Annotated in this window: 25 protein-coding genes; 16 read left to right on the top strand and 9 right to left on the bottom strand. The window is 46.1% G+C overall.

From position 1 onward, the window contains the following. Nucleotides 1-93 precede the first annotated feature (93 nt). A complete protein-coding gene (locus H3H32_RS02015) occupies nucleotides 94-966 on the top strand; it encodes an AraC family transcriptional regulator (protein WP_182461011.1) in 873 nt (290 codons plus the stop codon). Between the two features lie 130 nt (nucleotides 967-1,096). Here H3H32_RS02015 and H3H32_RS02010 read toward each other — a convergent pair whose 3' ends face one another. Further along, on the bottom strand, nucleotides 1,097-1,975 hold the full coding sequence (locus tag H3H32_RS02010) for an alpha/beta fold hydrolase (RefSeq protein ID WP_182461010.1): 879 nt from the start codon (nucleotides 1,973-1,975) through the stop codon (nucleotides 1,097-1,099). 218 nt (nucleotides 1,976-2,193) lie between these two features. On the opposite strand from H3H32_RS02010, the gene H3H32_RS02005 reads away from it, so the two are divergent. Beyond that, complete coding sequence (locus tag H3H32_RS02005; protein ID WP_182464213.1) at nucleotides 2,194-2,757, top strand: DUF1572 family protein; 564 nt, start codon at nucleotides 2,194-2,196, stop codon at nucleotides 2,755-2,757. A gap of 73 nt (nucleotides 2,758-2,830) precedes the next feature. On the opposite strand, the gene radA is transcribed toward H3H32_RS02005, so the two are convergent. Continuing rightward, nucleotides 2,831-4,216 (bottom strand): DNA repair protein RadA, encoded by a 1,386-nt coding sequence (gene radA / locus H3H32_RS02000; protein ID WP_182461009.1) that lies wholly within the window; start codon nucleotides 4,214-4,216, stop codon nucleotides 2,831-2,833. 227 nt (nucleotides 4,217-4,443) lie between these two features. Between radA and H3H32_RS01995 the strand changes: the two genes are divergently transcribed. After that, nucleotides 4,444-5,115 (top strand): porin family protein, encoded by a 672-nt coding sequence (locus H3H32_RS01995; RefSeq protein ID WP_182461008.1) that lies wholly within the window; start codon nucleotides 4,444-4,446, stop codon nucleotides 5,113-5,115. 133 nt (nucleotides 5,116-5,248) lie between these two features. Here H3H32_RS01995 and H3H32_RS01990 read toward each other — a convergent pair whose 3' ends face one another. Next, on the bottom strand, nucleotides 5,249-5,668 hold the full coding sequence (locus H3H32_RS01990; protein ID WP_182461007.1) for a LytR/AlgR family response regulator transcription factor: 420 nt from the start codon (nucleotides 5,666-5,668) through the stop codon (nucleotides 5,249-5,251). Between the two features lie 253 nt (nucleotides 5,669-5,921). After that, complete coding sequence (locus H3H32_RS01985) at nucleotides 5,922-6,353, bottom strand: LytR/AlgR family response regulator transcription factor (protein WP_182461006.1); 432 nt, start codon at nucleotides 6,351-6,353, stop codon at nucleotides 5,922-5,924. A 356-nt stretch (nucleotides 6,354-6,709) separates the two neighbouring features. Here H3H32_RS01985 and pheS point away from each other — a divergent pair, with 356 nt between their 5' ends. From pheS to H3H32_RS01935, 10 genes are all read left to right on the top strand, one after another. Then, the gene (gene pheS / locus H3H32_RS01980; protein WP_182461005.1) at nucleotides 6,710-7,753 is read left to right on the top strand and encodes a phenylalanine--tRNA ligase subunit alpha; all 1,044 of its coding nucleotides are present in this window, start codon (nucleotides 6,710-6,712) and stop codon (nucleotides 7,751-7,753) included. A gap of 92 nt (nucleotides 7,754-7,845) precedes the next feature. Beyond that, on the top strand, nucleotides 7,846-9,048 hold the full coding sequence (locus H3H32_RS01975) for an exodeoxyribonuclease VII large subunit (RefSeq protein ID WP_182461004.1): 1,203 nt from the start codon (nucleotides 7,846-7,848) through the stop codon (nucleotides 9,046-9,048). Nucleotides 9,049-9,144: 96 nt separating this feature from the next. Continuing rightward, nucleotides 9,145-9,333, top strand: coding sequence for an exodeoxyribonuclease VII small subunit (xseB, locus tag H3H32_RS01970; protein ID WP_182461003.1), 189 nt, complete (start codon nucleotides 9,145-9,147; stop codon nucleotides 9,331-9,333). Between the two features lie 153 nt (nucleotides 9,334-9,486). Further along, entirely contained in the window at nucleotides 9,487-10,806 is a 1,320-nt protein-coding gene (locus H3H32_RS01965; protein WP_182461002.1) for a DUF937 domain-containing protein, read from the top strand. A 181-nt stretch (nucleotides 10,807-10,987) separates the two neighbouring features. Then, nucleotides 10,988-12,070, top strand: a complete 1,083-nt coding sequence (locus tag H3H32_RS01960) for an SDR family NAD(P)-dependent oxidoreductase (RefSeq protein WP_182461001.1) — start codon at nucleotides 10,988-10,990, stop codon at nucleotides 12,068-12,070. A gap of 13 nt (nucleotides 12,071-12,083) precedes the next feature. Beyond that, on the top strand, nucleotides 12,084-13,034 hold the full coding sequence (locus tag H3H32_RS01955) for a TspO-related membrane protein (RefSeq protein WP_182461000.1): 951 nt from the start codon (nucleotides 12,084-12,086) through the stop codon (nucleotides 13,032-13,034). Between the two features lie 319 nt (nucleotides 13,035-13,353). After that, entirely contained in the window at nucleotides 13,354-13,812 is a 459-nt protein-coding gene (tnpA, locus tag H3H32_RS01950; RefSeq protein WP_182460999.1) for an IS200/IS605 family transposase, read from the top strand. 399 nt (nucleotides 13,813-14,211) lie between these two features. Beyond that, entirely contained in the window at nucleotides 14,212-16,836 is a 2,625-nt protein-coding gene (clpB, locus tag H3H32_RS01945) for an ATP-dependent chaperone ClpB (RefSeq protein ID WP_182460998.1), read from the top strand. Between the two features lie 80 nt (nucleotides 16,837-16,916). Further along, nucleotides 16,917-17,579, top strand: coding sequence for a restriction endonuclease (locus tag H3H32_RS01940; RefSeq protein WP_182460997.1), 663 nt, complete (start codon nucleotides 16,917-16,919; stop codon nucleotides 17,577-17,579). A gap of 541 nt (nucleotides 17,580-18,120) precedes the next feature. After that, a complete protein-coding gene (locus tag H3H32_RS01935) occupies nucleotides 18,121-18,279 on the top strand; it encodes a hypothetical protein (RefSeq protein WP_182464607.1) in 159 nt (52 codons plus the stop codon). A gap of 72 nt (nucleotides 18,280-18,351) precedes the next feature. Here H3H32_RS01935 and H3H32_RS01930 read toward each other — a convergent pair whose 3' ends face one another. Together H3H32_RS01930 and H3H32_RS01925 are read right to left on the bottom strand one after the other, a co-directional pair. Then, on the bottom strand, nucleotides 18,352-19,071 hold the full coding sequence (locus tag H3H32_RS01930; protein ID WP_182460996.1) for a Bax inhibitor-1/YccA family protein: 720 nt from the start codon (nucleotides 19,069-19,071) through the stop codon (nucleotides 18,352-18,354). Nucleotides 19,072-19,149: 78 nt separating this feature from the next. Continuing rightward, on the bottom strand, nucleotides 19,150-19,923 hold the full coding sequence (locus H3H32_RS01925; protein WP_182460995.1) for a M48 family metallopeptidase: 774 nt from the start codon (nucleotides 19,921-19,923) through the stop codon (nucleotides 19,150-19,152). A gap of 262 nt (nucleotides 19,924-20,185) precedes the next feature. Between H3H32_RS01925 and H3H32_RS01920 the strand changes: the two genes are divergently transcribed. Next, nucleotides 20,186-20,587 (top strand): Dabb family protein, encoded by a 402-nt coding sequence (locus H3H32_RS01920; RefSeq protein WP_182460994.1) that lies wholly within the window; start codon nucleotides 20,186-20,188, stop codon nucleotides 20,585-20,587. A 36-nt stretch (nucleotides 20,588-20,623) separates the two neighbouring features. On the opposite strand, the gene H3H32_RS01915 is transcribed toward H3H32_RS01920, so the two are convergent. Next, nucleotides 20,624-22,081: an MFS transporter gene (locus tag H3H32_RS01915; RefSeq protein ID WP_240543632.1), complete on the bottom strand. Its 1,458-nt coding sequence runs from the start codon at nucleotides 22,079-22,081 to the stop codon at nucleotides 20,624-20,626. Between the two features lie 162 nt (nucleotides 22,082-22,243). Here H3H32_RS01915 and H3H32_RS01910 point away from each other — a divergent pair, with 162 nt between their 5' ends. Further along, nucleotides 22,244-23,392, top strand: a complete 1,149-nt coding sequence (locus H3H32_RS01910; RefSeq protein WP_182460993.1) for an acetamidase/formamidase family protein — start codon at nucleotides 22,244-22,246, stop codon at nucleotides 23,390-23,392. A 32-nt stretch (nucleotides 23,393-23,424) separates the two neighbouring features. Then, nucleotides 23,425-23,763, top strand: coding sequence for a YrdB family protein (locus H3H32_RS01905; protein WP_182460992.1), 339 nt, complete (start codon nucleotides 23,425-23,427; stop codon nucleotides 23,761-23,763). 104 nt (nucleotides 23,764-23,867) lie between these two features. Here H3H32_RS01905 and H3H32_RS01900 read toward each other — a convergent pair whose 3' ends face one another. Together H3H32_RS01900 and H3H32_RS01895 are read right to left on the bottom strand one after the other, a co-directional pair. Continuing rightward, the gene (locus H3H32_RS01900) at nucleotides 23,868-24,026 is read right to left on the bottom strand and encodes a hypothetical protein (protein WP_182460991.1); all 159 of its coding nucleotides are present in this window, start codon (nucleotides 24,024-24,026) and stop codon (nucleotides 23,868-23,870) included. After that, a complete protein-coding gene (locus H3H32_RS01895; RefSeq protein ID WP_182460990.1) occupies nucleotides 24,023-24,490 on the bottom strand; it encodes a hypothetical protein in 468 nt (155 codons plus the stop codon). Before H3H32_RS01895 ends, H3H32_RS01900 begins: the two co-directional genes overlap by 4 nt. Nucleotides 24,491-24,532 lie beyond the last annotated feature (42 nt).

Raw genomic sequence — 24,532 nt, 5'->3', positions numbered from 1 at the left:
TTACAGATGTAGCTTTTATTGGCCAATGTCGACTATATTTTTACGCGATTAAAAGGGATTGTCCGTTATTTGCGTTAAAAAAGAAGTAATTCAATGAAACAACCCCTCCGGAAAGACCTTGAACCCGTTTCTGCTTCGTTCACGGTGAAAGAATTGATGGAGTCTCACTTTGACCCAAACTGGCACTTCCATCCACACTATCAGTTATTCCTGGTAGAAGAAGGGACGGGAACTCGTTTTATTGGCGATTCAATCAAGCCTTTTGGACCGGGCGATCTGGTTTTTCTCGGCCCGAACCTGCCGCACCTTTGGCGCAGTGATCAGGCCTATTTTGATAAGCAGTCAGGTCTTAAAACAAAAGGGATTGTTGTGTACTTCACTGGAGATTTCCTGGGAGCTACCTTTTTCGAGCAACAAGAAATGGCACCATTGCGCCAACTGCTCGGTCATGCCCGACAAGGGTTAGAATGGACCGGCCCTACCCGCAATCGAGCCGCTGCCACTCTTCGTCAACTAGCGCAACAGCCCATTACCTTCGAACGGATTCTGAATCTGCTGACGTTATTGAATGAACTTTCTCACGCTACCGATTATCAATATTTGACTAGTGCCGGCTATACGAATACCGTTAAGCCCACGGAAACGGATCGGATGCAACTTGTACACGATTATGTACTGGGGCACTTTCCCGACGATCTGAGTCTGGATAAAGTTGCTGATCTGGCGGGTATGACATCACCAGCTTTCTGCCGGTATTTCAAAGCCCGTGCGAATAAAACCTTCTCGGAGTTTGTGTCTGAAGTTCGGATTGGTCATGCCTGTAAACTGTTGATGAACGGGAAACTGTCTATTACGCAAATCAGCTTCGAGAGCGGGTTCCGAACGCTCTCCAACTTCAATCGGCAGTTTAAAGATATTACGGGCCAAACCCCTTCGACTTATGTGAAAACATACCGGCAATTTTGATAGATCGTCAAATGATTGTCCTGCTTAGACAGGAATTATTAAGTATCGTCGATTCCAATTCTCTTTAGAAACAGAGTGCCCAGCCTTTCAATAAGGCTGGGCACTCTGTTTCTAAAGAAGGCAAGATAATCTAATACAAAGTTGTTGTTCCAACTGATTTTGGCACCGATACACCTTCTAGAATAAACGAAAGTAAATCTTCGTTCAAGCGATCTTTCTGGGTTACAAACAGGCCGTGTGGCTCCCCTTCATAGACAATATATTGAGCTGTTGGCAGTGCGCTAGCTGTCCGCTCGCCCGATGCTTCAATCGGCACAGTCTTATCCGAATCACCATGAATAACCAGTGCCGGGACCTGAATTTCAGCCAGATCATCGCGAAAATCGGTTGATGAGAACGACTTGGCGCATTCAATTGTGGCCTTGTGCGAGGCCACGTAGGCGCGGGCAAAATCACCGTCAAGGTGCGCCTGACTGACAGGCTGACTGACCAGATTTACGCCATAAAACTGTTTGCCAAACGTTTTAAGGAAATCAGCACGGTCTTTCTGTAAGTTAGTTAGTATATCGTCAAAAACGTCCTGATCAACACCATCTGGATTATCATCTGTTTTAAGTAGATAAGGCGTTACGGCACTGATAAACGCTACTTTGGCTACTCGCGCTCCGCCATGACGACTCATATATCGGGCTACTTCGCCCCCGCCCATCGAAAAACCAACCAGCGTCACATTTTGCAGGTCCAATTCATCGAGTACAGCTTTCAGGTCGTCGGCCAGCGTGTCATAATCGTAACCATCCCAGGGTTGTGATGATTTACCAAATCCACGACGATCATAAGTAACAACGCGAATGCCGTGTGCGGGCAATTCGGCCAGTTGATAATCCCACATTTCGTGACTCAACGGCCACCCATGAATTAATACGACTGGCGCACCAGTACCCAAATCCTGATAAAAAAGCTTGATGTCGTTGCCAGACGCATCCGTACCTGCTTTAATGTAGCTCATAACGTGTTTAAATTTATTCTGTTGAGTTATTCTATTTGCTTAGTAGAACTATGGCGAAGTTGGATAGTTTTCAATAAATTTCCCACTCAATCAATTTTAATGACAATTGCATCATTCTTACATAAAGCAGTTGCTACTTGCCATTTAGTAAGAATTGTAGGCCCGACATATAGCGTTCGATTTGCCGATTGACGTAAACCCAACCCGATTAGAACATGTTGACGACGGACTATTTAGATAGCATTAAAAAGCAGTTTGCCTATTATAAGCTGCTTGGAGAGAAGACGTTCGATCAGGTTTCTGAAAATAGACTATTCTGGCAATTCAACCGAGAAAGTAATAGCATAGCCACCATTGTCAATCACCTGCATGGAAATATGCTTTCTCGGTGGACCAATTTCCTGACCACTGACGGCGAAAAAGAATGGCGAAATCGGGATAGTGAATTCGAGAATGACCTTACCACTAAACAAGAGGTTTTGAACAAATGGAATGCTGGTTGGGCGTGCTTATTTGAGACTCTCGATTCGCTGACGCAAGACGATTTACAAACGGAAATTTATATCCGCAATCAGGGTCATACAGTGGTAGAGGCCATAAACCGTCAGCTTGCTCATTACCCTTATCATGTTGGGCAAATCGTATTTATCGGAAAAATGATTTGCGATACCAATTGGACTTCTCTTTCCATACCGAAAGGTCAATCAAAGGAATTAAATGAAGAAAAGTTTGCACAGCCCAAACACAAAGAACATTTTACGGACGAATATCTAGCAAAATAATCAGGTTGTGTTTTTACCAGTAGATAAACTGATAAAACACAACCTGATTACTTCTCTTAAAAACAAACTCCTACTACATCAGTACTCCCTGAAACACCTCGTCCAGTCTCGATACAGGCTTGATACTGATTTTATAATCCTTCGTATCCAATCCCTTCATGTTATACTTGGAGATAAACATCTTCTTGAATCCCAGCTTTTCAGCTTCAGCAATGCGCGACTCAATTCGGCTAACGGCCCGCACTTCGCCACCCAAACCGACTTCAGCAGCAAAGGCAACTGAGGGCGCAATAGCAATGTCTTCGTAGCTCGACACAATTGCTGCACAAACGGCCAAATCAATAGCCGGATCTTCGACACGCAGGCCACCGGCAATATTCAGGAACACGTCCTGCTGGCCAAGTCGGAAGCCGCCCCGTTTTTCCAGCACAGCCAGAAGCATATTCAGTCGTTTGGCATCGAAACCTGTGCTGCTTCGTTGCGGAGTACCGTAATTGGCCACGCTGACTAAGGCTTGAGTTTCGATCATAAGTGGCCGGTTCCCTTCCAGCATCGACCCGATTGTCACCCCGCTTAAGGCTTCGTCGCGCTGCGAAATCAGGATTTCTGATGGATTCGTTACTTGCCTCAGACCGCTACCTAACATTTCGTAAATACCTAGCTCGTCGGTACTGCCGAAGCGATTTTTGGTAGTCCTCAAAATCCGATAGGTGGTGTGTCGATCGCCTTCAAAGGTCAATACGGTATCGACCATATGTTCCAGCACTTTCGGGCCAGCCAACGAACCTTCTTTGGTGATATGGCCAATCATAAATACAGGCACGCCACTTTCTTTGGCGTACTTCATAAACTCGGCCGTGCATTCACGCACCTGCGAAACACTCCCCGCCCCCGACTCTACCAGCGACGATTGCATGGTCTGGATTGAGTCGATGATCAGGACTTCCGGCTCAAAATGTTCTACCGTCCGAAAAATGTTCTGGGTAGACGTTTCGGTCATGACGTGACAATCGCTGGTGGGTGCGTCAAGTCGCTCAGCGCGCATTTTTATCTGCTGTTCACTTTCTTCTCCCGACACATATAACACACGCATACCAGCCAGACTGAGTGCAATTTGCAGAAGCAGTGTTGACTTGCCGATGCCCGGTTCTCCGCCAATAAGTACCAATGAACCGGCTACAATGCCACCACCCAGTACACGATTCAGTTCGGCATCGGTAGTTCGAACACGGGGTTGTTCTTCATAGTTAATGGCATGAATTGCTTTAGGCTTAGCCGCAATTTTGAGTCCTCCCGGACCTGATGATGGACTTCGCCAGCCACCTTTTTCGGGTTCGTCTTTCTGAACGAGTTCTTCAACAATTGTATTCCATTCGCCACACGAGGGACAGCGCCCCATCCACTTAGCAGACTGATGTCCGCAACTCTGACAGAAATAGGTAGTTTTTAGTTTGGCCATTCGGGGTTAAGTGAAGAATGTATAGTGGATAACGAATAATGAATTTATAGGCTGGTTAAACCCCAAAAGCATTTGTGAATCAAAGCTTCCGAAGCGCTTCAATTATGCATTATTCATTGGGCACTATACATTAACTATAACGCCGTTTACTCGAAATAAGTTGACTTTCTGTACCGTATTACCCCGATTCACGTTTAACAAACAGTACTATTATTTTACAGCCAGCTATGAAAAAAATCCTGCTTTTTACTTCCCTAATTTGTTTGCCTGCGTTCACATTTGCTCAGGGCTTCCAGATTGGTATTAAGGGAGGGATAAATCTCTCCAAGCTTACCTTCGGCGATTTTGTCTCTACCGGAACAAACGCCAACGGCTCGCCCAACGTCAGTGTTGATGGTCAGACGTTCCGCAATAATTTACAGGCCAGTCTGGACAGCAAAATGGGAACGTCCTTCGGAATATATGCGCGATTTGGGCGTAACCTATTCATACAACCCGAGTTGTTATATTCTACCCGGTCGGGTTCGTTTAGTGTGATTCGGAATGGTCAAACGGAGACGTCGACCGTAAAAACAACCAGCTTCGATGTACCGCTGCTCCTCGGGATTAAAGGTGGCCCCATACGCATAGTAGCCGGTCCGGTAGCTTCCTTCCGAATCAATGATAACCAGAGTCTGGGCAATGCGCTTAATCAATACACCAAAGGCTCTTTAAATGACGCCTGGGCGCAGGCTTATTATGGCTATCAGGTAGGCGGTGGTCTGGATATTGGCTCTTTTGGACTCGATGTTCGCTATCAGGGCAACATTTCTGATATTGCCGAAATTAAAGATAGCGGTGCCAAATTCAGTCAGGGCATGAAATCCTGGCAGATTACCCTGGCTTACCGTCTGTTCTAAAATTAGTTGTAAGTCAATCCCTTACAAAAACAAACCGTTGCTGTCCGCTCCTGTAAGGAGTTTGCAGCAACGGTTGTTTCTTTCAAATTAACCCGTTAAATCTTAGAATTGATTCACACCAAGGAATCTCTTCTTAATTATATAGACGTTGCCAATATTGCGATAATTGGAACGAGATATCTTTCATTCTACGACGAGATATGGCTACTTCACGGCCATCAGCTAAACGTACCTGACGATCCCGTGTAAAGATGCTTTTTTGTACGTAAGCCAGATTGACAATATATGATTTGTGGATTCGTAAAAACATCGATCCATCTAATGTTTTTTCAAATTCTTTAAGCGTTTTTGACACTAAAAATCGTTTCCGATCGCGGGTGTGCAAAAACGTATAATTCCCCTCTCCCTGTAAACACAAAATATCATCCACCGAAATAAAAATTGTCCGATTCAGATAAGGTAATGCAATGCGTTGGGCACTACGCTGATAAGAAGAAGGAAAATGGGGGACAACGGAAAGTGGTTGGGCAGATGAAAATAGTTTAGCTTCCATGGTAGAGAGTAGTTTTGGTTCGTTTTTTAGTTCCTGATTAGCGAAACAAAGCTACCTCAAGCATGCTGGTTCAAAAAAAAACGACCTGATCAATAAGGGCTCCCATGCAGAGATAACCAATTATTAATCAGGTCGTTACAGATAAAATCTGTGTATTATTTGGGTGGATTTACCCACCCTATTGCGTAAAACTACGTAGTAAAGCAGGCTGTGAATTTGCGCTATAGTTTTCGGAAAAACCCCGCTAATTCAACTAGCTTAGAGCTACAGGCTGAAAGGTCCGAATACGATCGATAAACATTTGCGCACGCCGACGTGATATTTTCACTTGCTGTCCATCAGTCAACTCAAGTTCACCTTCTTTCTTCACAAAAAACTTCCGTACAAAACCAAGATTTACAATGCAGGATTTATGGACCCGAACAAATGCCTGACCATCAAGCAAAATTTCGTATTCTTTTAGCGTACGGGATACCAACATTTTGGTGCCATCTTTCAGAAAAAATTTGGTATAGTTACCGCATCCTTCTAATCGTACAATTTCGTCGACAGATACTGTGCGTTTGCGGTCATAAAATGGAATGAGCAATTTCTGCAAACAGGTCGAATCGGCAATTTTTTCCACACTATTGTGGAAAGGCATGGACAGTGTGTCGAAAATAGAGTCGTTAGCGAATGCGTTCATAATCGTCTGGTTATATAATTGATTAGTAGTAGTTATGAGTTGATAGTCAGTCGATTAGTTTGCAGATTTAAATGCCGAATTAACTAGCTATCACTCATTCTCTATGGAATCAATCTACAAGAATCAGTCCTACTTAGTAAATCGCAGTCATATAATTACAGATATTATCATAACTAATTAATAGTCAGCACCAATTTACCGATTAATCAATAAATGAAAAATTCCATGTACCAGTATATTTTTTTCAGATTTTTACGCGAACTGGTCTGACTCACTCAGAGTCTTCTTCAACTCATTCGTACGCTCTTCCCAGTTTTGCCTACCTTTGTGAAAGCGAATAGCGAAACGAGTAGCGTATGTTGGATAAAGTAAAAGATCTCCACCTCGAGATTGATCAATATAACATTACATCGCCGGAACAATTAGAGGAGTTCCGTATGCGGTTTATCAGCCGTAAAGGCGTCATTACGGAGTTGTTCGAACAACTCAAAAGTGTTCCACAAGCTGATCGTCGGGCGGTTGGGCAAGAGCTGAATGGCCTGAAAAACCTGGCTCAGGAGCGGTTTGACAGCTTCAGCCAAGTTATTGACGAACAGCGGGCATCGGCCAATAGCGCTCCCCCTGTCGATCTGACTCTCCCTACGATTCCGAATCTAACGGGCACGCAACATCCACTCAGTCTGGTCCGCCAACGGATCATTCAGATTTTTGAACGGATTGGGTTTAACGTTGCCGATGGGCCCGAGATCGAGTCGGATTGGTACAACTTCGGGGCGCTCAACTTCCCTGACAATCACCCGGCCCGCGATATGCAGGACACGTTTTTTGTCGAAAAAGCCACCTCGGGCGAAACTTCAGCCGACATGCTGCTGCGGACGCATACCTCCAATGTTCAGATCCGGTTAATGGAACGGCAGAAACCACCGATTCGCTCAATTATGCCGGGGCGGGTTTATCGAAATGAAACCATTTCGGCGCGGGCGCACTGTATGTTCCACCAGGTTGAGGGTATTTACATTGATCGAAATGTAGGATTCAAAGACCTGAAAGACACGCTCTATCATTTCGTAAAGGAGATGTTCGAACCCGGAACCCAAATTCGTTTCCGTCCATCCTACTTCCCGTTTACGGAACCCAGTGCAGAAATTGATATTTCCTGTCAGATTTGTGGTGGTAAGGGTTGCAACATCTGTAAACATTCGGGTTGGGTCGAAATTGCCGGATCGGGCATGGTTGATCCACAGGTGATTGCTAACTGCGGCATCGACCCCGAAGAATACACAGGCTTTGCTTTTGGCATGGGCATTGAGCGAATCACCCAGCTAAAATACGTGGTAAATGACCTGCGCCTATACACGGAAAACGACGTCCGTTTCCTCCGCCAGTTTGAAGGACTTTAATCAATTTTGAATGAGTGAATGATAGAATGAATGAATAACTGACGCAAAACCTATTCATTCATTCTATCATTCACTCATTCTATCATTACCATATGTCTCCCATCCGCCTTTCTGATTTAGCGTTTACGCTCGAAGCCGTCATTGACGAAGCTTTCGGACAGAAGGCTGTGTGGGTCGTGGCCGAAACGAGCGATATTAAGAATTATCCAGATCGAGGCTATTGCTTTTTAACGCTTGTAGAACGCGAATCTGCCGGACGCGAAACCTTAGCCAAACTCGATGCCTGTATCTGGCGACGGAATTATCATACAATCAGTGCCTTTGAACAGGCTACTGGGGTATCTTTCGCCCGCAATATCCAGCTCTTACTACTGGTATCGGTGAGTTTTAGTCCAGTATATGGGTTACGCCTGGAAATTTTAAAAATTGACCCATCCTATACACTGGGCAATCTGGAACGAGAACGGCAGGCGGTTCTCGATTCACTGGTCAAGAATCACCCCGACCTTATCTGGGTCGAAGCCGGACAATACATTACAGCCAATCAGTTGTTGACGCGGCCCGTTGTCTTCCAGCGAGTGGCGTTAATTACGGCTCCAAATTCGGATGGCTGGCGTGATTTTCGGCACGAGCTGGCGCAAAATCCATTCGGCTACGATTTTGTAGTCGATGAGTTTTTGACCCAAGTACAGGGACAAGGGGCAGAAAAGGCAATTTGTGGCCAGTTAGAGCGCATTCGCACGAGTGAAGTACCTTATGATGCTGTTGTCATCGTGCGTGGTGGTGGTTCGCAATTAGATTTCGGTTCGTTCGATACGTATTTGATGGGCGAAACAGTAGCCGGGTTCCCGATTCCCATTCTGGCGGGCATTGGCCATGAGCGCAACGTGAGCATTACCGATTTACTTTGCCACCAGAGCGTGAAAACGCCTACCAAAGCAGCCGCTTTCTTGATTGAACACAATCGGCAATTTGAAGCAGCCTGTCTCCAGTTACACGAACGCGTACGACTGGTTGCTCGTGAAGCACTGCAAACGGCTCGGGAGAATTTAGATCGGGAAACAGAACGATTACGCTTTGTAAGTCAAACGTACTTTCGCGAACGTCATACCGACTTAGCCGAAAAAGCCGTTACGCTGCGTCACCTCGATCCTGCTAACGTGCTTCGCCGAGGATACGCTTTATTGCTTCGCAACGGTCGGATACTAACCCAAACGGCTACAATTCAACCCAATGAAACGCTCCAGGTGCAAATGCACGACGGTAGCATTGGAATTAAAGTTATAGAGTTATAAAGTCATACAGTTATAGACTGGGCTATCAGTGCAGCTGCAATGGCCTGTAAACTTTACAACCACATAACTGTACGACTATACAACTTACTAGAAAGAATGACTTATCAGGAAGCTTATGACCAACTAACTACGCTGGTCGACGAAATAGAAAATGACGAGGTTCCGCTTGATGAATTACCGGGCAAAATCAGGCTGGCTTCCGACCTAATTACCTTTTGTCAGGAACGGCTTCGGGCTGTGGAGACGGAATATCAGGAAGTTATAGAAAGGTTACCTAAACGATAAATCGGTATTTTATTATTCTGGCATGCGCGACCTTTGCTAAACCTTGCCTAATTTTATCCCCAATGTAAACTTCGATGGTGCTTAGAGACCCGGTTTTGGTTGTGATGTAAGCGATAAGCACCTATTTTCTGCCTGATTGAGTCTGTTGATTATATGAATTTATTTGCCAATCTAACGAATGTATTAAACTCGGACGTTCTGTCGCGTATTGCCACATACATCGACGAACCCACCGAAAAAACCACTAAAGCCGTTAACGGGCTTGTCTATACCATTATAGGTGGACTGATGAAACGCACAACCAGCGAAATTGGCGTTAATCAGCTCTACAATCATATACAGAAAGGACGGTATGACGGCAGCCTGACTGAAAATCTGCCGGCTGTATTAAAAGATGCTGCCCTCACGAACACACTCATTACGCAGGGGAATGATGTGATCAGCCATCTGTTACCCGCCATGAAAAGCTCAATTGGCAGCATGATTTCGGGCTATGCCGGTATTCGCAATTCATCGTCCATTGGCCTATTAGGGTTAACAACAACGATCGTACTGCATGTGCTGGGTAAGCAGGTTAAAGATCAGAAATTAGATGCCGACGGACTCGCAGCTTCCTTATTCAGCGAACGTGATGCGTTTGTTAATGCTGTACCAGAGGACTTTATGCCCCAACTCGTCGAAAAAGTAGGATTGCATCAGGTGGTAGCTGGCTTAGCCATGCCCGCTCGTCGAACCACAGCCGAACCGTCGGGACGAACGACAACCACAGTTACTCGCCCCACCATTAGCTACGAGCCTACCGATGACTCTGACTCAGAAAACGAAACCTTAACTAAGTGGGGTGTTGGTGCTTTAATCGCTGTAGCCCTGGCTGTGGGTGGTTATTACCTGTACCAGAACACGCAAAAATATTCGAACGGCGAAGAAGCGATAGAGGTCACATCAATGGCGGATACGGTTCAGACGGATACCGTTGCGCGGTCATTGGCTGTTCCTAAAGATTCAACAGCGAAAACGGCACCAAAACCAGCCCCAGCGGCAACCACGCCAGTTGCAGCTACGTCGGCAGTTGCAACAGGGGGGCTAACGCAGCAACTAGCTCCTTATCTCGGCAATGCGGCTTTACCCAAAGGACGCATATTTCCGTTAACCGGAATAACCTTTCAACCGGGTTCGCTATCCATGACGGCTGGCGCTCAGGCTACTGTCAATGAATTGGCAACGATTCTGAAAACGTATCCTCAGCTACAGATACAACTTGTTGGGTACGCCAATGATGCTACAGGCGAGTTTACTAACAAAAGTTTGTCGTTTAAACGGGTAAATCAGATCAAGCAGCAGTTGATGGCGTCGGGCATTAATTTTATGCGAATCGATGCCATTGGGCGTGGTACAGGAGTGGCTAAAGGAGATACCTCCCGCATTCCGAAACCAACCCTCAAAAAGATTGATTTGAAAGTAGTTGTAAAATAAGTATCTGTTTTCATCGCTAGATTTTAGTCATAAAAAAGCCATTCCTGGGCGCAGGAATGGCTTTTTTATGACCTGCTCTTTTCGCCAATTCAGTTAGACATATTTAGAAATCTATTTATTTTCTCAAAACAACTTCTGGCGGTCACAGTTCATAACGGGTAGTAACGAACAACTAACGGTTATGAACACAGGAACAGGAAAAACTGCTCTGATCACCGGTGCCTCTAGTGGCATTGGCCAGGAACTCGCTAAACTGTTTGCTCAGGATGGCTATAACTTAATATTGGTGGCCCGAAGCGACGATAAGTTGGATCGGTTAGCCGATGTGTTTAAAAGCAACTACGGAACCCAGGAGATCACAGTCATTGGTAAAGATCTGGCGACTGAAGACGCTGCACAGGATGTCTACAATCAGGTGAAAGCCAAAGGTCTTGCCGTCGATGTGCTGGTCAACGATGCGGGCGTAGGGTTATACGGTCTCTTTGCGACTGATACAGATTGGGAACGAGAGAAAGCGATGATTCACCTCAACGTTCTGACATTGACGCAGATGACGAAGCTCTTTCTGTACGATATGCTTGCGCGTAATGAGGGAAAAATCCTAAATCTGGCATCTTTACTGTCCATCACGCCTACGCCACTGATGGCCGTTTATGCAGGTACGAAGGCGTATGTCTACAACTTCACCCAGTCGCTCATCAACGAGGTAAAAGATACCCACGTAACCATCACGGCCCTTTTACCAAACGCCACCGATACCGACTTCTTCTTTAAAGCGGGTGCCGAGAATACCAAAGTAACCGACGAGGTGCAAGACCCGGTTATGGTTGCCAAAGCTGGTTACGATGCGCTTATGGCGGGTAAGTCCAAAGCTATTCCGGGTGGATTTAAGAATAAATCGTACGAAGTATTGTCCTATGTAGCGCCACAGGAAACCCTGGCGGCCGTTATGCGCGATAAGATGAAGCAAAAACCAGAGCCCGACGAAAACGAACCTAAAATTTCATTAGCCTGGGGAATTGGTTTCGGTATTGCGGTGATTGCCGGAATCGCCCTAACAATTGGCTACAAGAATACAAGCGATTTCACGAAGGCAAAGTATAAGTACAAAGCGAAATCGGCGGGCGATACATTGTCTGACACGTTCTCGTCACTATTGGATACCGTAGTCGATTCGGTAGTTGATGCCTACCAGACCACGAAGGCCAAAGCAGAGAAGGTTGTGTCGAAAGCAGAAGATGTGGAAGAGGAAGTAGCCGTCTAATTGATTACATCGTATGAAAAACTCTTCATTCTGGCGAATTGCGACAGCCGCCTTCGCCGTTGGCAGTATCATTTACACAACCGTATCGAGCAGTCGGGCACGGCAGGAAAGTAAGGCCAGAAAAGAAGCCGAGAAAGGCGGACTGGCCTACGAATACGATGTGCCAGAAGAATATGAGCAAGTGTTCGAAAAGAACATGATCGTTCCGGCAGGCTGGGCCTTTGGTGCTGTGTGGTCTACCATTTACTCTGGTCTGACCGCCCTACTAGTGCACCAGGCATTGCCTTCGCAGGAGCACAACCCGCGTTACGAAAAGGCACTACCCTGGTGGTGGGCCAGCTGGTCGCTCAACGCTATTTTCGGGCGGTTCTTTTCGGAGAATGATCCACGGAGCATTGTCATTTCCGACCTCACTACGAAGTTTAATTTACCAGCGGCTTTAGCATTACACCAGAGCCTGGAAATTGGTAAAACCGATGTGCCTTCGCCCGAAAAATACCTTCGCATTCCGGTAAGCCTGTATGCTGGCTGGCTCACGGCCGCTACCGTTGTGGGTACGCCCAACACGATACTAACGCTGAATGCCTGGAAACCTGATGAGGAACGAGATGAACCAATATCGGCAGGTATTCTGGCCACCACAGCACTGGCAGGTTATTTTATTGCCCGACGGCTGAATGACCCCTGGTACATGCTCCCATTCGTAGCTGGCTTTGCCGGAATTGCCAGTCGACAGTGGTCGAAAGAGCCTATTGTTGGTCAGACAGCCGGTGCACTAGCAACGGTTTATGCCGCTTTACTGGCTTACTGGCTCCCCAAAGGCAAATTCCACGATTACGACAATTTTGTTGTGTACGATGCCGAAGCTGAAGTACTGGCAGGTCCCGTTGAAACCAGAGAACCCCATCAAGCCGAAATCGCCCGCGAGCGCATGAAGCCTATAGAAGCTGAAGGGTTGGATTGATAGACGTTATATTCATTACAAAGCGCATCCTGACTATGGTGAGGGTGCGTTTTTTTGTATGTAACCCCGTTAGGGGTGGCCGGTCAATAGAATCTCGCTCAAATCACCCACAATCAAAGCCCCGTTAGGGGCGACCGAACTATTCACACGATTAGGGTCGCCCCTAACGGGGCTCAACTAATTTAACACAACTGGTTTCTATTAACAGGTCGCTCCTAACGGAGCTAGCTATTGAATATGATCGACTTTACAATTGAGTAGGGACAATTGTGATGCTTTCGCTTACCTCAACCGTCTAAGGATTATAAATCCTTGAACTATGCCTAACACTTATACCCAGCTTTATGTCCAAATTGTCTTTGCTGTTAAAGGGCGTCAAAATCTTATTTCCAGTGAACACAAGAATGACCTGCATAGCTACATAACCGCCATTGTCCAAAACCGCGGAGCTAAGTTATTAGCCATCCATTGCATGCCTGATCATGCTCATTTATTCATTGGTTTTGGGCCCACGCTTACCATATCCGATTTAGTACGTGATGTAAAGGCATCCTCATCAGGCTTCATTAAGGAGAAAGGATGGTCTCAAAAGTTTGCTTGGCAGGAAGGTTATGGCGCTTTTACCTATGGCCAATCGCAGGTAAAAGATGTGATTCAATATGTACTGAATCAGGAAGAACATCACAGAAAACGAACTTTCCGAGAAGAGTATTTGACATTTTTAAAGCGTTTCGAAGTGCCCTATGAACCAAAATATATTTTCGATTTCTACGAGTAGTGAGAATTAACTCTTTTTATAACCCCGTATGGGGTGATCGGTCAATAGCAAGACCATAACTCCACACAATCAAAGCCCCGTTAGGGGCGACCCCAATCCTAAGAATAGCTAGGTCGCCCCTAACGGGGCTTCGATTGTAAGGGGCAATTAGTTTCTATTGACAGGTCGCTCCTAGCGGAGCTAAGCTATAATCAAGACATTAAATTCTTAACCATCCACATTACTTGTCATTTTGTCTTAAAGTAGACGCAAATGCATTCAAACCCCGCCAAAATGTCCGAAAAACTACTACGGCCCGTGATTTGTTAATGGATAAGAGACAATGCATACTATGGTTAACTCCCGCAGGGCATTATACTTTATTCATTGCACCTTATCCATTATTCATTCCTAACGCTCATGGACTTTAAGAATTACACCATAAAAGCACAAGAGGTCGTTCAGAAGGCATCGGAGATTGCCCTCGGCAACGGCCAGCAAAGTATTGAAACAGGGCATTTGCTACAGGCCATTCTGTCGGAGGATGAAAATGTAGTTGGTTTCATCGCTAAGAAGACTAGCATCAACTTACAGAATACCAGTGCCGCTTTAGAAGCCATTCTGACCACTTACCCAAAGGTATCAGGCGGTAACGGAAGCGTCTATTTAAGCAACGACTCAGCCGCAGCGCTGGCTAAAGCCAGCAATTACACCAAAGAGTTCGGCGACGAATTTGTTAGCGTTGAGCTAATGTTGCTGGGACTTATGGCGGGCAAAGACCAAATTGCAACGTTATTGAAGGATGCCGGTTTCAATGAGAAGCAAACGAAAGCGGCTATCAACGAACTTAGAAAAGGAAATTCGGTGAAAGACCAAAACGCAGAAGCGAAATATCAATCCTTAGAACGATTCAGTATTAACCTCAACGAGCGGGCTCGTACCGGCAAAATTGACCCAGTCATTGGTCGCGATGAAGAAATTCGTCGGGTGTTGCAGATTCTGAGCCGCCGTACCAAAAACAATCCAATCCTGCTCGGTGAGCCGGGCGTTGGTAAGACTGCCATTGTGGAAGGGCTGGCCCAACGGATCGTATCGGGCGACGTACCTGAAAACCTGAAAAGCAAAACCATCGTTTCGCTGGATATGGGCTTGCTCATTGCTGGTGCCAAATACAAAGGCGAGTTCGAAGAACGTTTGAAAGCAGTTATTAAGGAGGTAACTGATTCTGACGGGCAGATTATCCTGTTTATCGACGAAATTCATACCCTTGTAGGTGCAGGGGCTGGTGGCGAAGGTGCCATGGATGCCGCGAACCTGCTGAAACCTGCTCTGTCGCGGGGCGAATTGCATACGATTGGAGCCACCACGCTGAAAGAGTATCAGAAATACATTGAGAAAGATAAAGCGCTCGAACGCCGGTTCCAGGCTGTTATAGTCGATGAACCTGACATGGCCGATGCCATTTCGATCCTGCGTGGTATCAAAGAAAAATACGAACTCCACCACGGTGTTCGGATTAAGGACGACGCGGTTATTGCTGCTGTCGAACTCTCGACTCGCTATATCACCGATCGTTTTCTGCCCGATAAAGCCATTGACTTAATGGACGAGGCAGCCGCCAAACTCCGGTTGGAAATGGATTCGGTTCCCGAAGAACTCGATGAGTTGAATAGGCGCATCATGCAGTTGGAAATTGAACGGGAAGCTATCCGTCGCGAAAACGACAAAGAAAAGGAAACCGTACTGAACAAACAGATCGAAGATCTGAGTGAACAACGAAACGACCTGAAAGCCAGATGGGAAACCGAAAAAGCATCGGTCAACGAAGGTCGGACATTGAAGGAGCAACTCGACAAATTGCGTCTGGAAGCCGACCAGGCCGAACGCGCTGGTGACTATGGTAAAGTAGCCGAAATTCGGTACGGACGCATTCCTGAAATTGAAACAAAGCTGAATAGCCTGGCTGAAGAAGGGGCTGATAAAGGTTCATCGGACCGGATGATGCAGGAGGAAGTTACGGCTGAGGATATTGCCGAAGTTGTGGCAAAATGGACGGGCATTCCGGTCTCGAAAATGCTGCAAAGCGACCGCGAGAAACTGCTTAATCTGGAGAAAGAACTAGGCAAACGTGTAGCTGGACAAGCCGAAGCCATTGAAGTAGTGGCCGATGCCGTCCGTCGGAGCCGGGCCGGTATGCAAGACCCCCAACGTCCCATCGGTTCGTTTATCTTCCTGGGTACCACAGGGGTTGGTAAAACCGAAGTGGCCCGAACACTGGCCGAATATCTGTTCAACGATGAGAGCGCTATGGTACGGATCGACATGTCGGAGTACCAGGAACGCCATGCAGTGAGCCGCTTAATTGGTGCCCCTCCGGGCTATGTAGGCTACGACGAAGGCGGTCAGTTAACTGAAGCTGTTCGCCGGAAACCATATTCCGTTGTGTTGCTTGACGAGATCGAAAAAGCGCACCCCGACGTCTGGAACATCTTGTTGCAAGTGCTCGATGAAGGTCGCCTGACCGATAACAAAGGTCGCGTAGCCAATTTCAAGAACACGATCATCATCATGACCTCGAACATCGGTAGCCATCTGATTCAGGAGAAATTTGCCGAAGACGAAGGCTGGAATCACTCGCTGGTACTGGAAGAAGCGAAATCGGCCGTGATGGAGTTGTTGAAACAAACCATCCGTCCTGAGTTCCTCAACCGGATCGATGAAATTGTGATGTTCGAACCGCTGACAAGAGCTAACATTCGTAAGATTGTGGACATTCAGTTCCGGGGCATCAAACAGCGTCTGGCCGAAAACGGCATCCAACTCGATGCCACCGACGAAGCCTTGAGCAAAATCGGTGAAGAAGGATTCGACCCCGTCTTTGGCGCCCGTCCGCTGAAACGAGTGTTGCAACGCCGAGTCCTCAATGAACTCTCGAAAGCCATTCTGGCGAACGAAGTCAAAAAAGATTCGGTCGTTCTGATGGAGTTGAACGACGACGGCGAGATTGCCTTCACGAATCTGGACACGCACATCGAAAATTTGTAATTGATTGATTTTCAAAAGCCCGGTTACTGAGAAGTAGCCGGGCTTTTTTTGTATATTTATGCAGATAACTTTTCAGACTCATGAAGTTTATTGTATCCTCTTCAGTACTTCTAAAAAATCTACAGCATATTAAAAGCGTAGTGGCTACAAATCCAATTGTACCGATTTTAGAGAATTTTTTATTCAGAATTCAAGATGGAACGCTTAACATTCAAGTAGACGATAAAAAGCCATTAAAGCTTAATGAGATCGGTATTACTGCAGTTATAATACTTAATGAACTGAGAAGAACATCACAAATAGATGAAGTTGATGAACTGATTTTAGAAATCTATAAAGACAACAAAAAGATACAAAGCATACATCATTATGATTTTGAGAGGATTGTTAGAAAACTCTTTGTTGGCTTAGGTTATAATGTAACTCCTACTAAAAGAACTAGGGATGGCGGATATGATATGATAGCTGTACAGGAAGGTCTTATCCCAACAGCGCACCTAATCGAATGTAAAACTCGTAAGAAAGCCCCTTTAGGTATTGAACTAGTTGAACGTTTTTTATTTAAAATCAATGAGCTAAAAGCTAGTAGTGGAGTAATTATTACGAATTTCAGATTCTCCAAAGAGGTTATAAAAAAATATGCAACTAAAGCGTATCAACATTATCTTAAGCTAATCGATGGTCAAGAGTTATTAACAATGGTAAATAGTTATGTGGCTAGGTTTCTTAGTTACTCCCTATAATTGATTTAATGTTTTTTATGCCGATGACCTCAGAAGCTCCTTCCTCGTCCAGAAACATGTTTGAATTCGCTCAGTGCGTACATTACCACCTAAATAGCGAATTTCTTGTAGGCACCCATCAAGGAACAAAGCTTCGAACTCGAAATATGTATAAGCCTCGTCACGAACTGAGGTATAGAAATTAATAATGCCATTCGCGTCGGAAATACGAAAGCATTCGTTGTGAGGATTAATGACCCAATTTTCGTCTGAGAAATCAGGACCCGGTCTCATTTCCAGATAACCATCCTCGGTGATGTAATAATCCGTCAAATCACGGTATAATGATTTGGTCTGAAAACCTTCATTGCTAATCAGACGATTTCGTTCATCTTCTGCCAAAGGGAGCAACGTCAAATTGACGTGCATGTAATCGAACATACCCATATCTTGTCACCTTTTTCCGTAATTTATAGAAAATAGAAAGATGAGCTGACTGAAACATAAAAACTATACCTCGGAGCACACTACTACCAGGACAAACGATAAATAAGCCGATATTATGAAACAGATAACAGTCGATCAAGAAAAATACAACATCGAAGAGCCGACTAAGGCACAACTTATTACGGAGTTGAAAGAGGCTATTCAAGAATTAAAGGCCATTGAGCAAGGCACCAAGCAAGCTCGACCACTAACAGATCTTCTCAATGAGTTATAAGTATCTTTATCTACATCAAACAAAAAAGCACTCCCAAACGAGAGTGCTTTTTTGTTGACAAACTCCTCTAACCTACCGTCTACGACCAAACAGGCGCAGCAAGTAGAGAAACATATTAATGAAATCCAGATAGAGCCGCAGGGCACCCATAATAGCTTCCTTACGATCTTCATCGGTACCAGCATTCCCGATCACGTTCATTTCTTTGATCTTCTGCGTATCATATGCAGTCAGCCCTACGAAAATCAGAACGCCAGCATACGTAGCAATCCAGTACAGCGTCTCGTTTTGCCAGAATAGATTGACCAGCGAAGCGATAATCAAGCCAATGAGGGCCATCATCAGAAAGCCACCCATTGACGTCAGGTCACGTTTGGTGAAATACCCAAAAGCGCTCATAGCTCCGAATGTCCCGGCCGTAACAAAGAAGGTGGAAGCGATCGAACCGCCGGTATAGAGCATAAAAATCGACGCCAGTGTCAGGCCGTTCATAACGGCATAGCCCAAAAACATAGCGGTTGCCGCCTGCGCCGATACGCGTTGCACGGCTGCCGATAAATACATCACCAGCAGTACTTCACCAATCAGTAACGCGTAAAAAACCACGCGACTTCCAAAAATAATATTCAGCAAGGCAGGCGTACTGGCCACCCAGACCGAAACAGAGGCCGTTATAAGCAGGGCTACGGTCATCCAGCCGTAAACCTGGGTCATGAAAGCAGCCTGCTCACGTTTTATCTGATCGGCTGTTAGAAAAGGGTATTGTCGTTCAGGGTAGGATTGTGATTCCATTGGAGTAAATAGATTTTTATGTCCGAAAGAAAGCTAAATACCGAAACAGATGCAACCCTCTCAAAATGAACTTTATGTCTAGCGCAACAGCCCATCCCGGCGAGCCCGGTCTCGCACTCGTTGTGCGCGGGACTGACTATCAGGGTGCGAGGACAAAATTGTTGCAACTTTACCACCTTGTCCTCCACCGCTTAGCTTAGCTAATTTCTCAAATGAAGTAGCCAATGCCAACACATTGTACCCATAACGTTTCAGGAATCCATAGCTGTAATCGTCGGCTTCGGTCTCCTGCTGGCGACTAAATTTTGCCCCTAGTAGACCATCTGCGATATCGCCCAATTGCGACCGGGATAGTTCGCCTAATTTACCCGATGTTGAACCAACAGCATCCCGGATAGCCGAACGTTGCAACGATCGTTTCATGGCATCGCGTGTATCGTGGTTCACTACGTGACCGATTTCATGGCCCATAACAGCCAGAAGTTCATTATCGGTCATGATATCCATAAGCCCCTTAAAAACCCGAACACTCCCATCAGCCGTAGCAAACGCGTTAACATCGGCGACTTTATATACTTTGTAATTGACGGGTATACCACTAATCGTATGATGGCGACTGACGATCTTATTCAGTCGTACGGTATAGGGGTCGTTGGCTGCAGCCACCGGATTTTTGGCGTCCATCTCAACAATGGCCTGGCGCGAAAGCTCGGCAACCTGCGCATCAGATATAGTCGCGGAGCCCACTGCTTCCATAAGCGCCTGCATGAGGTTAGAGTTGATTTTGATCTGGGCCTGGCTTCCTTCATGAAAGCCGAGAAGAGCCAATACAATGATTATGACACGTTTCATAAGTTGAATTATTTAGTAAATCTGCACGAATGGTTTGGCAATAAATTACATGTATTGACTATTAAAACGACTAAAAGTTTACCAGATGATTAAAAGGCAACTCTTTGGTAGTGTCCCAAGCTTGGTTAGGTAATGAATTATGCCGTAAAGAATTTCTTCTTCCAGCGGATTTGCGTTCAGATTTGCCTGACGACGAATCGTTTGGCATTTTTGCTTTTAAAAGGAACTTGATTTCTTACTAATCTGAAAACGAGAACACCCAATGAACGAGCAATCACGGAGAAGTTTTGTTAAAAATAGCGTTGCAGCCGGGCTGGGTGCCGGGTTGCCAGTCATTGAATCAGCCCCTAAAGAAATGTTTGTTCACCACGTTTTCTTCTACCTGAAAAATGCGGGTAACGAAGCCGATAAAGCCAAACTGCTGGAAGGCTTAAACAAACTGGCCAAATGCCCTACCATCAAAATGGTACACATTGGCACACCCGCAGGCACCACCCGCGATGTCATCGAGCGCAAGTACACCTATTCCTGGTTGTGCTTTTTCGACAGCCCTGCCGATGAAGAAGCGTACCAAAAACACCCCATTCACGACGACTTCCGCAACAATTATGCGCACCTGTGGGAGAAAGTAGTCATTTACGACTCCGTCGGGCCAAAACGATAGAATGCTGTAGCGCGGGTGGAAACCCGCGCTACGAAATTACCCTTCAGGAACAACGGCTACTGGCGGGGATGTCTGTGTGGCTTTCCCACGGGTCAGGGAAATAATTGCGCCTGTTAATACCAGACCCGCCATTACCAAATAGGCGTAATGCATGCCAAGTAGTTGCGCAGCAGGCGTTTCAGGTGTTACCTGATGCGCAATTCCGTAACGATTTCGGGTACTGTACCAAACGGCAGCAGCCAGCGCAATACCAACGACAAAACCCAGATTACGCATAAACGCAATCATGCTACTGGCAATACCCCGCTGCGAAAGTGGGGCCGCATTCAGGGCACTGCTACTATTAGGCGACTGAAACAGACCAAAACCCAGGCTAACCAGCGAACTTCGCCAGATCACCTCCTTCCAGTCCCAACTAGTATTCAAAAACGAAAAAGCAAAATAACCACAAGCCGTAATTAGCAACCCGATGCTGGACAACCAGCGTGTGCTAATCCGACTGGACAAGTACCCACCCAAAGGCGCTATGATACTCAGGGTTAACGGCCCAGCTAACAACACCAGCCCCGCTCGTTCGGGATTTAAGCCCAGTAATTGCTGCAAAAAAAAGGGGATGACAAACAGGTTTCCGCCCGAGGCAACAAATCCGCAAAAAGCGGCCAGAATTGCGGACGTATAGGGGCGAATCTGAAACAGACTCAATCGGAGCATCGGCTCACTAACCCGCATTTCCCAGAAGAGAAACGCCAGCAATAGCACACCGCCAACGGAAAGCAATCCGATGACCAGACTATCATTCCAGCCGTAATCAGGCTCCGGACCGAAATCCAGTCCGGTCAATAAGGTAGTTACGCCAATCAAGAATAGGCCCGCTCCTACCAGATCAAACCGTTGGTTGGTTACTTTGGGGCTTTCGGGCAAAATGGTCCAGGCTCGCCAGATAGCGATTAAACCGATGGGCACATTCACAAAGAAAATACTGGACCAGCCGAATTTACCCAGCAACAGACCACCAATAACAGGTCCGGCGCTGGAGCCTGCAGCCACTACCGAGCCCATTAAACCAAGCGCCTGCCCCCGTTCCTGCGGAGCAAAGGCATCGCCAATAATGGCCGGACCAATGGCGTAAATCATGGAAGCTCCCAACCCCTGTAATACTCTGAACCCAACCAGCGACCAGAGATTCCAGGCCAGGCCACAAAGTAAGGAACCCAGCACAAATACGCAGAAGCCCGTGATATACAATTGTCGGCGGCCTACCCAGTCGGATAATTTGCCCATAATCAGCAGTGTACTCGTCGTTGTGAGCAGATAACAGAGTACGATCCATTCCACATTATCGCCCGCTCCTAACTCACGCCGAATGGTCGGCAAGGCAATGTTGACAATACTACTATCGAGCGTCGACATGAAGGTGCCGAACATAATCGTACCTAGAATAATCCATTTATTGGGCGACGACGAAGTAGTCGTTTGGGCGGGGGATACGGACACAGGGAATCAGGTTATTTCTGCAACCTAACTGGCTAAACAGCTGGGTTGTTTAGAGCAATCTGGCACCTAGTAGGCTAACAACGAGCCTCATTGGGCTCAATTCTCCATTGATTTAGTATCTTACTACGCTTATTCATTGAGCTTGCTCAATCATACAACCTCATGTACACTTCCAGACGAACTTTTTTACGCAAAACAACCCGAAACGGGCTGGCTATTTTCGCAACCAGCGGATTAACCACTACGCCCTTTACGCCAACCTCAGATGAGGTTAATCAGCCAGAAACGCTATCCACTCAGGCAGCAGCCATCAAGCCCGATCATGTGGTACGGTCGTTACCCGAAAATATGGTTTGGGGCTATTATGGGGCCGATGTCCCGCCCGTAGCTAAAGTAAAAGACGGCGACATTGTTGAAATTCAAACTGTTAATCCATCGGGTGTGAGCCGAACCAATCCCGAAGAGTTTTATACTAAGAATAACCTTCCGCTCGATCAACATGCGCAGGAAGTCATTGCAATCCTGAAAAATGTAAAACCTGAGCCATCTGGTATTCGCGGACACATGTTGACGGGTCCGATTTACATTGAGGGAGCCCAACCCAGCGACAGCCTTGAAATCCGCATTCTCGATCTGACGTTTCCGGCTCCTTTTGGCGTCAACAGTGTCTGGCCGGGTGGCGGGGGCATTCCCGACGAGGTAAAAACTCGCGAAACGTTCGTGTATCGATACGATATGAAACGCAAAACGGCATCGCTCAAAGAAGGTATCGAGATTCCGTTGAAGCCATTTATGGGTGTCATGGCGCTGTCGCCACCCGCCGATATGGGCCACCAGAGTTCAATTCCACCAAATTTTTACGGTGGCAATCTGGATATTAAGCACTTAACAAAAGGCTCAACCCTATACTTGCCAGTTTCGGTACCCGGTGGGCTCTTTACAACGGGGGATGGTCATGGGGCGCAGGGTAATGGCGAAGTAAGTGGTGTCGCTATTGAAACGGCCATTAACCTCACCGTCAAATTTATTGTCCACAAAGGAAAAACACTAAAGGTGCCTCGTGCCGAAACGCCTACCCATTTTATTGCTGTTGGCCTGGACAAAGACCTTAACAAGGCGATGAAAAATGCCCTTTCCGAAGCCTGCGCCTTCATTAAAGATGAACTAGGTTTTACCTTCAACGAGGCTTTGTCAATTGCCAGTACAGCTGTCGATTTTGAGGTTAGTCAGGTGGTTGACCAGACGCTGGGCGTTCATGCCATGATTCCTAAAGCGATCTTTACGAAGAAGAAATTTGCATATTGGGCGTAGTAGCTAACTTGACCATTTAACCAACTCATCCTATGCAATGGCTAAAAGGACTTAATCAGACCGTTTATTTTCTACTGGAACTAAGCATGTTAGGCTCTTTTGGCTATGCTGGTTTCCATAGCAGTCAGAATCCATATGGCAAGTATTTGCTGGCCATTGGTCTTCCAGTGGTGGCCGCAACCCTGTGGGGAATCTTTGCCGCTCCACGATCTGCTCATCGTTTGGAGCCAGTCTATCGTTCGCTATTTGCCCTGACTCTTTTTGGAATTTCCTTTTTTCTCCTTTACCGAACCGGTCAGCCTCGTTTGGCGATTATTCTAGGAATTATTGCTTTACTAAGTGTAGTAACAGCGCTGGTTATCAAGCAGTAAATTGAGTTTGTACCCACGGGCTTCAGTCCATGTATGCGTCGAACGAAAGCACGGACTGAAGCCCATAGGTACAAACCCCGTTGAGCGTAGTCTCCGGACTACGCTCAACGGGGTAGTATTGAAGCAGTAGGAGCCACACCTTTAGTTTTCGTTTTATAGGAACGAATGAACGCACTAATCTCTTGACGTTCTGTGGCATTTGGCTGACGATTGACAACTTCTACGTCTATTTCTTCGATCAATTTTGGGGATTTCGGTTTCATAAGTAAAGTTTTATTAAATGACTAGCCGCCTGTGTATCAACAAACATTCGGATTGAGCTACCCAGGCGTTGTGCTCCTAATAAGTCCTGATAATGATTTATCAGTTTTGTTTTAGACTCAAATACAATAAAACCATCATATCCTCTTGCAAACGACTCTTGGCAAGCAATTGCAAATAAATTACCGGCTACGCCCTGATACAAACGCTCAACACCTCGATTAAACGGGGCCGATTCAACGACGTTTATAAAAATGTGATCACCAAAGTCAGACCAACTAATCAAGCCTTGTATGACATCTGGATTTTCTTGAGTAGTTAATTTATAAACAACTCTATTAACCAATTTAATTTCCTTTTTCCAGTCAAACGACCAGAACTTTTTATTCAAACGGGGCAGATCTTTCTTTTCAATTTCTAGAAAGATCGTTTGAAACTGCTCTTGACTAATTCGGTTGGTGATCAATTTTTAGGTGACGGATAGGATCGAAACGTAGTGACAAGATAC

Source organism: Spirosoma foliorum (assembly GCF_014117325.1).
Classification (GTDB): domain Bacteria; phylum Bacteroidota; class Bacteroidia; order Cytophagales; family Spirosomataceae; genus Spirosoma; species Spirosoma foliorum.
This window is presented reverse-complemented; position numbering and strand designations above follow the sequence as displayed.

Excerpts from the sequence above, each read along its gene's own strand:
- H3H32_RS01935 (WP_182464607.1), top strand. The coding sequence starts at position 18,121 with ATGAAACAGATAACAGTCGATCAAGAAAAATACAACATCGAAGAGCCG.
- H3H32_RS01925 (WP_182460995.1), bottom strand. The coding sequence starts at position 19,923 with ATGAAACGTGTCATAATCATTGTATTGGCTCTTCTCGGCTTTCATGAA.
- H3H32_RS01960 (WP_182461001.1), top strand. The coding sequence starts at position 10,988 with ATGAACACAGGAACAGGAAAAACTGCTCTGATCACCGGTGCCTCTAGT.
- pheS (WP_182461005.1), top strand. The coding sequence starts at position 6,710 with ATGTTGGATAAAGTAAAAGATCTCCACCTCGAGATTGATCAATATAAC.
- H3H32_RS02010 (WP_182461010.1), bottom strand. The coding sequence starts at position 1,975 with ATGAGCTACATTAAAGCAGGTACGGATGCGTCTGGCAACGACATCAAG.
- H3H32_RS01955 (WP_182461000.1), top strand. The coding sequence starts at position 12,084 with ATGAAAAACTCTTCATTCTGGCGAATTGCGACAGCCGCCTTCGCCGTT.
- H3H32_RS01920 (WP_182460994.1), top strand. The coding sequence starts at position 20,186 with ATGAACGAGCAATCACGGAGAAGTTTTGTTAAAAATAGCGTTGCAGCC.
- H3H32_RS02015 (WP_182461011.1), top strand. The coding sequence starts at position 94 with ATGAAACAACCCCTCCGGAAAGACCTTGAACCCGTTTCTGCTTCGTTC.
- H3H32_RS01930 (WP_182460996.1), bottom strand. The coding sequence starts at position 19,071 with ATGGAATCACAATCCTACCCTGAACGACAATACCCTTTTCTAACAGCC.
- H3H32_RS01995 (WP_182461008.1), top strand. The coding sequence starts at position 4,444 with ATGAAAAAAATCCTGCTTTTTACTTCCCTAATTTGTTTGCCTGCGTTC.
- H3H32_RS01975 (WP_182461004.1), top strand. The coding sequence starts at position 7,846 with ATGTCTCCCATCCGCCTTTCTGATTTAGCGTTTACGCTCGAAGCCGTC.
- H3H32_RS01965 (WP_182461002.1), top strand. The coding sequence starts at position 9,487 with ATGAATTTATTTGCCAATCTAACGAATGTATTAAACTCGGACGTTCTG.
- tnpA (WP_182460999.1), top strand. The coding sequence starts at position 13,354 with ATGCCTAACACTTATACCCAGCTTTATGTCCAAATTGTCTTTGCTGTT.
- H3H32_RS01910 (WP_182460993.1), top strand. The coding sequence starts at position 22,244 with ATGTACACTTCCAGACGAACTTTTTTACGCAAAACAACCCGAAACGGG.
- xseB (WP_182461003.1), top strand. The coding sequence starts at position 9,145 with ATGACTTATCAGGAAGCTTATGACCAACTAACTACGCTGGTCGACGAA.
- H3H32_RS01985 (WP_182461006.1), bottom strand. The coding sequence starts at position 6,353 with ATGAACGCATTCGCTAACGACTCTATTTTCGACACACTGTCCATGCCT.
- H3H32_RS01905 (WP_182460992.1), top strand. The coding sequence starts at position 23,425 with ATGCAATGGCTAAAAGGACTTAATCAGACCGTTTATTTTCTACTGGAA.
- radA (WP_182461009.1), bottom strand. The coding sequence starts at position 4,216 with ATGGCCAAACTAAAAACTACCTATTTCTGTCAGAGTTGCGGACATCAG.
- H3H32_RS01940 (WP_182460997.1), top strand. The coding sequence starts at position 16,917 with ATGAAGTTTATTGTATCCTCTTCAGTACTTCTAAAAAATCTACAGCAT.
- clpB (WP_182460998.1), top strand. The coding sequence starts at position 14,212 with ATGGACTTTAAGAATTACACCATAAAAGCACAAGAGGTCGTTCAGAAG.
- H3H32_RS01990 (WP_182461007.1), bottom strand. The coding sequence starts at position 5,668 with ATGGAAGCTAAACTATTTTCATCTGCCCAACCACTTTCCGTTGTCCCC.
- H3H32_RS01900 (WP_182460991.1), bottom strand. The coding sequence starts at position 24,026 with ATGAAACCGAAATCCCCAAAATTGATCGAAGAAATAGACGTAGAAGTT.